Here is a 12,524-nt window from a genome sequence, read left to right as displayed (position 1 = left end):
ACAAAGGGTATTGTAACTTATTTAAGTTTTTCATCAAAATTTTTTACTAATGAAAACCAAAACAACATCATCCGGATAAAGATTGTTTATCAACCAAACAAGGTAGTTCCCGAATAATATTTCTCATAGAAAATCTTAGTTAAGACTCAGCAGCAGAAGAGCTCTCATCAATCTCAGATGATACAGATATGCCGGGATAAATGAAAAGAGTCTGATCAGTATAGTATTGAGCAGATTGATGAATCCCATAAACGATCTCTCCATCTTTGAAGCATAATAATGCACAAGGTTGAAAGCAACCCATTAAATAGTAGCCAAATTGTCCTAACCCTAAGCGAGTTCCTCCTCCTTCAAACCGGAAGTTCCTCTCAGGACAAATCAACCAAATACTACGTGAACGAATAACATCATCATTCCAATCTCTCTCTAAACAAGAATAAGCTAAACGGCCTGATAAAGGATTGAGTAGCCCATAAAATACTGTAATCATAGAAGCACTGCCATAGAAAGGAGCGCGTAAAATATTAGCCAAAGACCTCCCCATCTCACGAGAAATATCCTTGAATCTGAATTTATCACACTCAGATAAGGTAGAATTATTCGTTAAAGACTGCATAAGCATCTGAAAAAGGATATAAAAAGGAACAACTAAAAAGCGAATGAGGTTGTAACACATCTTACAAATCACAACAAAAGGTGCTGCTAATAGAGGGAAAAGAAACATAGGAACTCGAGCGTCTACTGATTCAGGGTAATAATAGACAAGGGCTATCCCCGAATTACTAGAATCTAAAGTAGATAAATCCACATACCCATTCCGATCCATCATATGGATCATACCTGAACTCTTATTCGCAAAAAAACTTAGAGGCATAGGAGCCCAGGATCTCTTTCCAAAAGGATTGATTACTGTTCCAGATAAAATATCGACTTTTTTACTAATACGGTAAAGAACACACATGCCTCCGCAGAGCAAAATAATAGGAACAAGAACAGCTACAACAATAGAAATTCCAGTTATATTGAAAACATGTAAATTAAGAGTAGCAATCAAAGTGGCTAATAAAACTAGAGTTATCATTACTGTCATTGCTATGCAAGCAATACGTCGAAGATAACTAGGTTGATATCTTTCGATATTAACATAGGAGGACGAGGATAGGGAGGGCATAACGTGAAAGTCAAATTTTCTTTTCCACGCTTTCTTCTCCGCATCCGTTATACTTTCAAGGTTAACCGGAGTCAACTTCGCATTAACTTCAGGTAAATTAAAACAAGACATGCTGGACTTTGTTAAAAAGTTTCATTTTATTTTCAAAGAAAAATTCTTGAATTATTATACTCACCTTATTCTTTTATTAAAATACTTAGCAGCTTCCATGAGAAAGAGATTAAAAAAAATAAATTACAATGTCATGCTATTAACTAGTATAATACTGGGACTAGCCCTGGGTGCCTCAAACTCTGATTTCATCTATCAATGTGCAGCAGTAGCATCAGGATTCTTTTTGAAACTGTTAAGATTTTTGAGTCTTCCTCTAGTATTTTTCGGCATTGGCTCAACAATAACCTCGATTCAAAGCTTCCAGGTTATGCTATCTGTTGGAAGAAAAATTTTATATTACACTCTACTCACAACTATTATTTCTGCAGCCATAGGTTTGGGGTTATTTTTATTTATCCATCCGATAATGCCGTTAAAAAAAGTATTACTAACCCACCAAGAAATGTCAGCTACAGGTTATCTTGAAGTATTATCCAAAGTAATACCAAACAATATTTTAGAACCATTTATTGAAAATAATGTACTCTCGGCAACATTTTTGTCCGTCACATTAAGTGTCTCTTCCCTATTTCTCCCTGAAGAAGAAAGAAAGTACACACACAAGCTATTCTCCATATTGTTTTCTATTTTATTAAACATTGCCAGAGGCATTCTTAAGTTAATACTCCCTGCAACACTAGCTTTCTCTATTCTGCTTTATAGAGAACTCTCTCAAAGCCAAGGAAACTTCATTACCTTTAGTAAATATCTCATCTGTGTAGTAGGAGCAAACTTAATCCAAGGATTTGTTGTTCTTCCTATACTATTAAGAATGAATAAACTATCCTCCATTCGAATAGCAAAGGCTATGTCTCCAGCTTTAATCACAGCCTTTTTCTCTAAATCCTCAGCAGCAACTCTACCACTAACAATGGAATTAGCTGAGGAGAAGCTAAAAATACATCCTTCTCTATCTCGTCTGGCTTTCCCTCTTTGCTCTGTAATTAATATGAATGGATGCGCTGCATTTATTTTAATTACTGTTCTTTTCATCTGCACTTCTTATGGTATGACGTTCTCTATATTTTCTATGATGGTCTGGATCCTTATTGCAACTCTATGCGCTATAGGAAATGCAGGAGTCCCTATGGGATGCTACTTCCTCACATCCTCCCTACTAACATCTATGCAAGTACCTCTGCATATTCTTGGCCTTATTCTACCCTTTTATACTATGCTTGACATGATTGAAACATCTCTAAATGTTTGGTCTGATTGCTGTGTTGTCAGCGCTACAAGCAAACGACTTTCTAAAGAAATGAAAGCACACGAACTATGAAAGAGCGTACACAATTCTCTTCCAGACTAGGTTTTATATTTTCCTTAATGGGGGTCGCCATTGGTGCTGGGAATATCTGGCGTTTCCCTAGGATTGTTGCACAAAATGGCAATGGGACAATAATTTTAGTTTGGTTATTATTTTTATTTATATGGTCTATTCCTCTGATCATTATAGAACTCTCTCTAGGAAAAATGACTAAAAAAGCTCCAATAGGAGCTATAATTAAAACGGCAGGATCTCGATATGCATGGTTAGGAGGATTTGTTACTCTGGTTACGACATGCATTCTAGCCTACTATTCCAATATTGTTGGCTGGGGGCTAAGCTATTTTTACTATTCCATTTCTGGGAAAATTTACGCTGGAAATAACTTTGTTCATCTGTGGGAATCTCATTATCAAAGCACATTCCCTTTAGGATTTCACTTCCTTTCATTACTCCTAGCCTACATGATCATTCGTAAAGGAGTCGTAGAAGGAATTGAAAAATGTAATAAAATCCTGATCCCCTCCTTCTTTATCTGTACTCTTATTCTTCTTTTGCGAGCTATAACCTTACCCAACGCAATACAAGGAATTAAACAACTTTTCAGCTTTGAGTGGTCTTCTCTATCTAACTATAAATTATGGCTTGAGGCTTTAATACAAAATGCTTGGGATACAGGTGCTGGATGGGGATTATTACTAGTATACGCAGGATTCGCGTCTAAAAAAACAGGAATAGTATCCAATGGAGCCCTAACAGCAATAGCTAATAACCTAGTTTCTTTAATCATGGGGATTATTGTATTTTCAGCTTGCACCTCACTTGATGTACTAGGGACAACACAATTACAACAAGGTTTAGGAGCCTCAAACATAGGAATAGCATTTATTTACCTACCCGAACTTTTTACCCGAATTCCAGGGGCCACATACTTACCAGCTATATTCAGCTCTATTTTCTTCCTAGCTTTTGCTATTGCTTCTCTATCTTCAATGATCTCCATGTTGTTTCTACTATCACAAACTTTTTCAGAACTTGGGATGAAGAAACATATAGCAGAATCTGTAGCTACAATTATTGCTTTTTTACTTGGGGTTCCTTCTTCACTAAGCATTTCCGTATTTACTAATCAAGACACAGTATGGGGAACAGGACTAATCGTTAACGGCTTGATTTTCATTTATGCAGCTACTATCTACGGCTTGCCCCGACTAAAAAAACAAACTATTCACTCTGTTCCCAATGATATCCGTCTGAATCGCGCTTTTGATTATATGGTAAAATATTTACTTCCAATTGAAGGAATAATTTTACTTTTCTGGTGCTTCTATGAAGGCTTATTCCCCGAAGACGGTTGTCATTGGTGGAATCCCTTCTCTGTATTCAGTCTATCCAGCTTAATTTTACAATGGTTGATTGGCTTAATTATTTTATGGTCTTTGAATAAAAAACTTTTTAAAAAGTTTGCATTACATAATTTAGAGAAATAAAACCTTATCTTGATATAAATCCTTACTTAAGTTAGAATCTCTTCAATTTTGAAAGTGCTTTCTATAATTTTAAGGAAGTGTATGTCCTCACCTATAGGTAATAGTGATTCTGATAGTGATTCTGATAGTAGTACTTTTAATGCACTTGTTAACTTTGATAAGCGCATATGTCAAGCATTTCAAAGATTAAATGAACTATCCTTGCAAACAAGCTCCTCTAACAGATCTCTTTCTCTCCAAGTAGAACAAGCTTTGGTATCATCAAGTAGTGTAGAACATAATCTCTCGCTACTTAAAGAAAAAATTAATAAGCTCACTGCTAGCTTAGGAGCAGTTACAGAATTGCTAGTGGAATTAGTTGAAACATCATCTCGTCCACACCAAGAATCTTCCTCTCATACTGTAGGATACCTCATAGGACGTACTACGCCAAACACATGCGCCAAAATTATGGCTGTTATGATTACAATAATAGCCCTAATTTCTATCGCTGTTCTCATTGCTTGTATAGTAGCTGCTTGTGGTGGATTACCTATATTCGTTTCTTTATTGAATATGTATACTATTGGTGCTTGTATATCTCTGCCCATTCTTGCTTGCGCTTCAGTGGCAGTACTGATTTTAGCATCATTATCCGTTGTTTCCCTATTAAAAGGCCATCACGCCATATTTACAATAAAACAGAACTCAGACGCTTAAGTTATTATTGAAATACAAAACCTAGGAGTATCTGCCCATGAATCCTGTGTGTTCTGATTTAACCAGTGACTCTTCCCCCTCCGCTCCTTTATTACCAAGTGAATTTGGACAACAATTAGTGAGTTTGCAAGCTATGCTAGCTAACTTGCAAACCCAAATAGGACATGCTATCAGACCATCCTTAACTTCTCCCACTTCTGGGTATGACCAACTCTATTTAATACGCACCACACAAAATAATGTTGCGACAATTGCAGAGATAAGATCAGAAGTATCCGCTATCAAAGCAAAACTTCAGCACCTTACTACGCCAGCGACTCTTTGCACAGGCCCCACGGCTCTAGCTACCTGCCTTCTAGCAATTTCTTTACTGGCAATTAGTATTATCGTATTATCATCTTTAGGCCTTGCAGGAATCTTACCACAAGTATCTAGTCTTCTTGTAAGCACTGCTAATGCTGTTTGGACAATCGTTAGCGCGTCTATTGTTACAGTAATTTGTTTAATCAGCGTCCTCTGCGTTACCCTAATCCGTCATCATAAACCGGTTATCGCGGAATGAAATGGATTCTAAATTTTAATATAATACTTATTCATATTAATTACGGAACCCTCCTTGAAATTAATTAATTTAATTTGTTAATCTATATTTTTCTTTGGTGGGTTTGTTATGAAAAAAGCCCTTCGCTTGCTATTAGATTTGCATCACGGAGAAGAAAAACGTGTTTTTCTGTTCTTATTACTAGGACTAATCTGGGGAACAGGATGCTATGGAACGTTAGCTTTGAGTGAAGGGCTGTTTCTTGAGAATTTAGGTACAGAAAATCTTCCCGCTACATACCTTAGTTCTTCATTCATCCTATGCGTATTTTCCTCTTTGATCCTTTACAATTTATTCAAAAAAAAATTTCCTCAAAATCCCTATTTCTCCTCCCTATAACTAGCATCATCGTATGTAATCTTTACCTATTATTTTACGTTCTTACTCATAGCCACCCCCTAGGAACTCCACTATTTCTCTACCGCATACTCTCTTGGAGTTTACTTATCCTCGCATACACAAATTTTTGGGGATTTGTAGATCAATTTTTTAATTTACAAGACGCTAAGAGGCATTTCAGTATATTCAATGCTATTATATTCTTAGGAGATGCCGTAGGTGCTGGCATTGTTAATCAAATCCAAATTATCGGTATAGAACGCATCCTCATTTTATTTATCGTTATCCTTTTGGGATGCTACCCCGTCGTACACTATATATCAAAATCTTTAAAAGAATTATCTGAAGATCATGATCATTTTATAGATACAGGCCATCCTCCACCTCTAGCCAAGTCTTTAAAGCTTTGCTTAACTGATCGCTATACCTTTTATCTGCTAGGTTTTTATTTCTTAATGCAATTACTTGCTATTGCTACAGAATTTAATTACCTAAAAATTTTTGAAGAATATTTTATTGATCAAGGTCCCTATGAACTTACAGAACATATCACTAAGTGCTCTTCATGGATTTCTCTAGTGAATATGTGTTTTGCCCTATTTGTTTACGGCAGACTTGTAAAAAATATTGGCGTAAACAACATTATTCTCTTTGCCCCTCTATGTTTTTTAAACTTATTTTTATTTTGGTCCTTTAATACTTCAATCACTATTGCCACCATAGGTATGGTTGTTAGAGAAGGCGTTACCTATGCTTTGGACGACAATAACCTACAACTATTAATCTATGGCGTCCCCAATAGTATCCGGAATCAAATTCGTATTGCTATAGAGTGCTTTATTGAACCAATAGGAATGTTTGTTTGGGCATTAATCTGCTTTTTTGCTCCTAGTAAATACCTGTGCCTACTTATTGCTGTTATTACAGTAATTTTTTCTTTTCTATTGCGTTCGTATTATGCAGAGGCAATTTTAAAAAATTTATCTTCTCAGGCTATCCATCTTAAAAAAACTATACAAGGGTGGATCAAAGCTATGTCTTCAAAAGATAAAAGACAAATTGAACTACTCTTACTATCTCATTTAAAACATCAACACGAACGCAATCAAATTTTTGCTTTTCAATATTTATTAAATCTAGGCAGTCGTAGTGTACTCCCCAACCTACTTACGCACATGAATAAGTTCAGCCTGCCAGGAAAACTCAAAGCTATAGAGATGTTGAAAAACAGCCTATGGGCTAAAGACTTTTTAACTTTAGAACTTTTAAAACGCTGGTCATCTAATACTCCACATCCATTAATAGCTATGGAAATCCATTTATATTTTGCAGAACACGATCTACTACGAATTTCTGATATTTCTGAAGATCTATATGACAAACCTGGGAAAAAACTTCTAGCGGCTATTCTTACAATACGTCGTCAGGAAATGAGCGGCTATTATCGAGATTTTGCAGATACCCGACTTAAAGAACTCCTGAATTCTTCAGACCCACAAATTGTATCCATCGGTCTAACCATTCTTACGCTAGAAAAAAATCCCGATAATTTTCCTATATTGATTGATTTCTTAGACAGTAAAGATCCTGAAATCTTCCTACAAACATGTAAAGCTATTGAAGCTTCTGTTAAAGCAACTCATAAACCTTACTGTAGAAATCTTATACAAGCCTTAAAAAATCATACTGACGATGATGAAGCCTGTCGCTATCTCTTAAAGACAATAAGCATTGTCTTAGATTCTTTGTACGTAAAGGAATTCGTACTTACAGCCTCACTATTAAAAAGTAAGTCAAGAAAATATGCAGAGTCTATTATAACAGATCTTCCAAAAGAAACAGCAGCGTCATTCATTCAAATTCTTTCCGATCATAATATCCATAACCGTTGTCGAATTCTTGCAGCAAAAGCATTATCTAAAGTTGACAATAAACTTTTAAAAAAAATGCCTACAAAATATTAAAATCTAGAGCTTTAAAAGCCACTTTTTATGATTATCATAAAAATTATATACAAAGCCATTACCCTAAATATAATCTCAGCTTACTAGTAAATACTCTAGAATCCAATTATCAATCAGAAGTTAATTTTATGCTTGCATTCCTAGGAATCCTAGGATCGATGGATTACTCAGATATTCTTATCCGTGCTTTAATAGGAAAAAATAAAAAAGCTCGAGCTCAGGCATTGGAATCTTTAGAAAAAAATTGCGATAGCTATCTGCTTTCTCTACTTGATCCCTTTATTAATAATACCACCAAGCGCAGTGAAAAATACTACCTCCGATGGGGGGTGATTCCTTTAACCCTAAAAGAACTATTGAATATGATAGAAAATTCCCCCTCATACTTAAATAAGCTTGTTTCTAGACAATTAAAAGAAGAGCTAGCACACTGTGATCCTGATTTTCAACCAGCACCTTTTTATACTAACGTTAATGAGGACGAAGTTCATAACAAAGATGATTCTGACACCCTAATAACTTCTACTATCTAGAAAGGAACCATGATGAATTTAATTGATCGAGCCTTCCTACTGAAAAAAAGCCTAGTCTTCAATACTCTAGACATGGATATCCTACTAGCTATTGCTGACAAAGCAGAGATTATGATCTTTAAACCTGGAGTTAAAATATTTTCCATAGAGCAACCAAGTTTCAGCCTGTATATCATCGCAGAAGGATATGTCAAAATTACTAACAATGCATCGCTGTCTGTTACAATTTCATCACATGAATGCTTTGGAGAAGAAAGCTTATTCAATAATAAGCCTAGAGAATACAATGCCGAAGCAATCACTCAGGTTAGAGCTTTAGTCCTAAGTAAAGCACAATTCCTTAGTATTATAGAAGAATGCCCATCAGTAGCTCTAACACTTTTAGAACAATATGCTAAACAAATTACTTTCAGACACCCAATATCTTGAAAGATAGTTTTAAATAAAAACAAAAGTGGTGCGCTATTTTAGCAATGGAATGTCTATGCACTAATGCAATAAAACGCACCAGAAAGCAGCTACAATAAATGCTACTGCTGACCCTGACGCATTTTAATATATGCGATAACATCACCTACAGTACGTAATTTTTCAGCTTCTTCTTCAGAAATCTCAAAGGAAAATTTTTCTTCCAAGCTCATAATTAACTCGGTTAAATCTAAACTGTCGGCATTTAAATCCTCAATAAATGAAGAATCTTCATTCACCTCACTGATATCCACCCCTAGTTGATCAACTATAATCGCCTTTACATCATCTTCTAAACTCATAGCTATATTCCTTATGTTTCTAACCAATTACTTAAAAATTCTTAATAAGAAATGATCACTTAGTATCACAAAAGCTTATTTTCCAATCTAGATCGTTCTAATATGTTACTCCCCCATCGACACTTAATACTTGAGCTGTAATATACGAAGAGAGTGGAGAGGCAAGAAATAATGCCGCATTAGCAATTTCTTCCGGGAATCCCATTCTCCCCATAGGAACATTTTTTAGCCATCCAGATTTCAAGTCATCACTCAATACTCTAGTCATATCAGTATCAATAAATCCCGGAGCTATGCAATTCACTCGAATATTTCTTGCAGCCACTTCCTTAGCCAAAGCTCTACTAAATCCAATAATACCTGCCTTAGCAGCCGCATAATTCGTCTGTCCAGGACTACCCATAATTCCTACTATTGAACTAATATTAATTATCGAACCAGAACGAGCTTTAATCATAGCACGAATTACATTCGAACAAACATAATAAAGAGAATTTAAATTTGTATTAATTACAGAAGACCACTCGTCTTCAGACATACGCATAAGAAGATTATCTCGGGTAATCCCAGCATTATTCACTAAAATATCAATACATCCATGATTACTCAGAAATGCTTGAGAAGCTTCTTTTACAGAATCATAATTACTCACATCAGCACTTACAAAAGTAACAGGATTATTAGAAATTTGAGAAAGTTCAATAGCAGCTTGTTTACCCTTTTCAGAGTTAATACCCCAAATTTCAACATCTGCTCCTTGTTCTACAAAAAGCTTAGCAACAGAAAATCCTATGCCTCTAGAGCCACCGGTAATAATAGCCTTTTTCCCTAACAAAATCTTATTCATTTAGTCCCCATCAAAAAATTTTGGATACTCTCTGCCGTCCCTAGGCTCCTAATAGGTTTACTTAATCCCATGGATCGTCCTAGTCCAGCAAGAACACCCCCTGGTCCTAGTTCTAAAAATTCATCGACTTCTGTATCCATCTGAGAACAACTCTGATACCATAGTGTGGGAGAAGTCATTTGTTTAATTAAACATTGACGAATTTCTTCAGTACCTACTAAAGGCCTAGCCACAACATTAGAAACCAAAGGAATCTCTGAATCACTCATGTCTAAATTATACAAATAAGGAGATAGCTCATCTTCTGCAGACTGCATTAAAGGAGTATGAAAAGCTCCAAATACCTTCAATAAAACCGCTCTCTTAGCTCCTAAATCAGTAAACAGCTGTATTGCCTCTTCAACTTTCTCTCGTATACCAGCAATAACAATCTGTTTTGGTGAATTATAATTAGCTATCCAAACCCCATCTCCTAAACTAGCTATGCTTTCTTCAATGACATCAACTGATAATCCTACAATCGCTGCCATAGCTCCAGGAGTATGTTTACAAGCTTCATTCATAAATTGTGCACGCTTACTAATAATTTGGAAACCATCGAGTATAGAAATACGTTGTGAAACAACCAATGCTGTATATTCTCCCAAACTTAATCCAGATACTAATGAAGGGACAATAGACATACGTGAGGACAAAATCCTAACTACTACTAAACTATGCAAATATATGGCTAACTGACTATATGCCGTTTGCAATAACTTTTCTTCAGGACCTTCAAACATTATCGAAGATAAAGAAAAACCCAAAGTTTGATCAGATAAATCGAATAATTCTTTGGCCTCAGGATACGTCTCTACTAAATCCTTACCCATACCTACATATTGACTACCCTGACCGGGAAATAAAAAAGCTACCTTCTTATTCATGAGTAAATCCTATACCTGCTGTAAAATAACAGCTCCCCAAGACAACCCGCCACCAAAAGCTACTAAAAGTAAATATTCACTAGTAGTAATGTCATGTTTATGCAGTAATTCATCTAAAGCTATTCCTACAGAAGAAGCTGCTGTATTCCCATATTTAGATAAAGTTTTAAATACCTTGTTCTCGTCTATGTCAAAACGTTTTGCTATAGCATCAATAATACGCTCATTCGCTTGATGAGGAACTAGCCAATCAATGTCTTGTTCTTCGATTCCTGCTTTAGCAATACAATCTTTAGCAGCAAATTCCATGCGCCTTACAGCATGTTTAAAGACTTCTTTTCCCTCCATAGCAATGAAATGCTTCCCCTCTTCTATAGTTTCTTTAGAAGCAGGAATACGACTTCCTCCAGCAGGCAAACTTAACAATTCAGCTAATGAGCCATCAGCTCCTAAACTAACATTAGTAATTTCTAGGGAACCGGGACGACTCAAACCTATCACACATGCGGATCCTCCGTCCCCGAATAAAACACAGGTATTTCGATCTTCATAGTTTACAAACGAGGACAATTTATCCGCTGCGATCAACAATACATTATCATACATCCCAGATTCTACATAAGCTTTAGCTAATGAAAGACCGTACAGATAACCTGTACAGGCAGCCAAACAATCAAATGCAGGGACCTCTTTTATACCGAGATATGCTTGAGCTAAAGCTGCACTCGATGGGAAAATATAATCCGGAGCTGATGTAGCAAAAATAATACACTCTATTTGATCTTTATTTATCCCAGCATTTTCTATAGCCTTCTTGGCAGATTCTGCTCCCATTATAGAAGCATATTCACTTGGATCAGCAATACGTCGCTCTTTGATTCCTGTCCTTGTTACTATCCACTCATCAGAGGTATCTACCATTTGTTCAAGATCAAAATTCGAGAGAATTCTTTTGGGTAAATAAGAACCTGTGCCCCAAATAGATGCTTTTCTTGTTTTTTTCACAAACAACCACAAATAAAGAAAAAAGCTAGTATACTATTCAAAGAGTTTATACTCTAACTTTTATTTCGCATATGATTCTTGTCTATGTCTTACTGGAGTTAAAAAATATAATTAAGTTCTAACATGATAAAGTACCCAAACTATGTGTCTAAACTGATCTCCTTACTTAGAAAACTCCCTGGAGTAGGGTTTAAAACAGCAGAAAAATTAGCCTTTGAATTACTTGAATGGGATAAGGAACAATTAGAAGCCATGGGGAAGGCCTTTACTGAAATTTCTTCTTCTCGTTGTCATTGCCCTACATGTTTTTGTCTAAAAAATTTTCCAGAAAGTGCTTGTGATTTCTGCCATTCATCGCGCGACCCATCAACACTATGCATCCTGGCCACACCTAAAGATGTATTTTCATTCGAACGATCTCAAGTTTTCCGAGGACACTATTACATCCTAGGGACCCTATTATCACCAATCACAGGGAAGCATATCCAAGACGAAAGACTGCAATTATTAAAACAACGTGTAAAAACATTAAAACCAAAAGAAATTATTATAGCTCTAGACGCCACACTAGAAGGAGATGCTACAGCACTTTTTTTAAAACAAGAGCTATCATCAATAGATATTTCTATTTCTCGATTAGCTCTAGGTCTTCCCATTGGTTTATCCTTTGACTATATAGATGCGAACACACTAGCCAAGGCATTTTCAGGAAGAAATCCTTATTAAGTAATAAATAAATTTTAACTAAAAAATATACAC

At 35.7% G+C, this 12,524-nt stretch carries 11 protein-coding genes and 1 pseudogene; 7 read left to right on the top strand and 5 right to left on the bottom strand.

All coding sequences use genetic code 11. From position 1 onward, the window contains the following. Positions 1–139: 139 nt before the first annotated feature. A complete protein-coding gene (locus RT28_RS01430) occupies positions 140–1,282 on the bottom strand; it encodes a hypothetical protein (RefSeq protein ID WP_038500379.1) in 1,143 nt (380 codons plus the stop codon). Positions 1,283–1,379: 97 nt separating this feature from the next. Between RT28_RS01430 and RT28_RS01425 the strand changes: the two genes are divergently transcribed. From RT28_RS01425 to RT28_RS01400, 6 genes and pseudogenes are all read left to right on the top strand, one after another. Beyond that, a complete protein-coding gene (locus RT28_RS01425; protein ID WP_038501270.1) occupies positions 1,380–2,603 on the top strand; it encodes a dicarboxylate/amino acid:cation symporter in 1,224 nt (407 codons plus the stop codon). Beyond that, positions 2,600–4,081 (top strand): sodium-dependent transporter, encoded by a 1,482-nt coding sequence (locus RT28_RS01420; protein ID WP_038500376.1) that lies wholly within the window; start codon positions 2,600–2,602, stop codon positions 4,079–4,081. The genes RT28_RS01425 and RT28_RS01420 overlap by 4 nt, the downstream gene beginning before the upstream one ends. Positions 4,082–4,162: 81 nt before the next feature. Further along, positions 4,163–4,780, top strand: coding sequence for an inclusion membrane protein IncB (gene incB / locus RT28_RS01415; RefSeq protein WP_038500373.1), 618 nt, complete (start codon positions 4,163–4,165; stop codon positions 4,778–4,780). A gap of 37 nt (positions 4,781–4,817) precedes the next feature. Beyond that, on the top strand, positions 4,818–5,342 hold the full coding sequence (locus RT28_RS01410; protein WP_038500370.1) for a hypothetical protein: 525 nt from the start codon (positions 4,818–4,820) through the stop codon (positions 5,340–5,342). 108 nt (positions 5,343–5,450) lie between these two features. Beyond that, positions 5,451–8,217: pseudogene (locus RT28_RS01405) on the top strand (hypothetical protein). 12 nt (positions 8,218–8,229) lie between these two features. Continuing rightward, positions 8,230–8,646 carry a cyclic nucleotide-binding domain-containing protein gene (locus tag RT28_RS01400; protein WP_038501268.1) on the top strand — a complete coding sequence of 139 codons (417 nt, stop codon included), beginning with the start codon at positions 8,230–8,232 and terminating at the stop codon, positions 8,644–8,646. A gap of 101 nt (positions 8,647–8,747) precedes the next feature. On the opposite strand, the gene acpP is transcribed toward RT28_RS01400, so the two are convergent. The 4 genes from acpP to fabH all read right to left on the bottom strand — a co-directional run bounded on the left by acpP (position 8,748) and on the right by fabH (position 11,765). Beyond that, positions 8,748–8,987, bottom strand: a complete 240-nt coding sequence (gene acpP, locus RT28_RS01395) for an acyl carrier protein (RefSeq protein WP_020356188.1) — start codon at positions 8,985–8,987, stop codon at positions 8,748–8,750. Between the two features lie 97 nt (positions 8,988–9,084). Then, positions 9,085–9,834, bottom strand: coding sequence for a 3-oxoacyl-ACP reductase FabG (gene fabG / locus RT28_RS01390; protein ID WP_038500367.1), 750 nt, complete (start codon positions 9,832–9,834; stop codon positions 9,085–9,087). After that, a complete protein-coding gene (fabD, locus tag RT28_RS01385; RefSeq protein ID WP_038500365.1) occupies positions 9,831–10,760 on the bottom strand; it encodes an ACP S-malonyltransferase in 930 nt (309 codons plus the stop codon). The genes fabG and fabD overlap by 4 nt, the downstream gene beginning before the upstream one ends. Before the next feature lie 9 nt (positions 10,761–10,769). After that, the gene (gene fabH / locus RT28_RS01380; protein ID WP_020356184.1) at positions 10,770–11,765 is read right to left on the bottom strand and encodes a ketoacyl-ACP synthase III; all 996 of its coding nucleotides are present in this window, start codon (positions 11,763–11,765) and stop codon (positions 10,770–10,772) included. Positions 11,766–11,888: 123 nt separating this feature from the next. Between fabH and recR the strand changes: the two genes are divergently transcribed. Further along, positions 11,889–12,491, top strand: coding sequence for a recombination mediator RecR (gene recR / locus RT28_RS01375; protein WP_038500362.1), 603 nt, complete (start codon positions 11,889–11,891; stop codon positions 12,489–12,491). Positions 12,492–12,524: the final 33 nt, after the last annotated feature.

The organism is Chlamydia avium 10DC88 (assembly GCF_000583875.1).
Lineage (GTDB): Bacteria > Chlamydiota > Chlamydiia > Chlamydiales > Chlamydiaceae > Chlamydia > Chlamydia avium.
Note: the sequence above shows the minus strand (reverse complement) of the source record. Positions and strands in the feature narration are given on the sequence as shown.

What these genes read in the sequence shown, in the direction of transcription:
- RT28_RS01425 (WP_038501270.1), top strand. Translation starts at nt 1,380, where the DNA reads ATGAGAAAGAGATTAAAAAAAATAAATTACAATGTCATGCTATTAACT.
- incB (WP_038500373.1), top strand. Translation starts at nt 4,163, where the DNA reads ATGTCCTCACCTATAGGTAATAGTGATTCTGATAGTGATTCTGATAGT.
- RT28_RS01410 (WP_038500370.1), top strand. Translation starts at nt 4,818, where the DNA reads ATGAATCCTGTGTGTTCTGATTTAACCAGTGACTCTTCCCCCTCCGCT.
- RT28_RS01400 (WP_038501268.1), top strand. Translation starts at nt 8,230, where the DNA reads ATGAATTTAATTGATCGAGCCTTCCTACTGAAAAAAAGCCTAGTCTTC.
- RT28_RS01420 (WP_038500376.1), top strand. Translation starts at nt 2,600, where the DNA reads ATGAAAGAGCGTACACAATTCTCTTCCAGACTAGGTTTTATATTTTCC.
- acpP (WP_020356188.1), bottom strand. Translation starts at nt 8,987, where the DNA reads ATGAGTTTAGAAGATGATGTAAAGGCGATTATAGTTGATCAACTAGGG.
- RT28_RS01430 (WP_038500379.1), bottom strand. Translation starts at nt 1,282, where the DNA reads ATGTCTTGTTTTAATTTACCTGAAGTTAATGCGAAGTTGACTCCGGTT.
- recR (WP_038500362.1), top strand. Translation starts at nt 11,889, where the DNA reads ATGATAAAGTACCCAAACTATGTGTCTAAACTGATCTCCTTACTTAGA.
- fabG (WP_038500367.1), bottom strand. Translation starts at nt 9,834, where the DNA reads ATGAATAAGATTTTGTTAGGGAAAAAGGCTATTATTACCGGTGGCTCT.
- fabD (WP_038500365.1), bottom strand. Translation starts at nt 10,760, where the DNA reads ATGAATAAGAAGGTAGCTTTTTTATTTCCCGGTCAGGGTAGTCAATAT.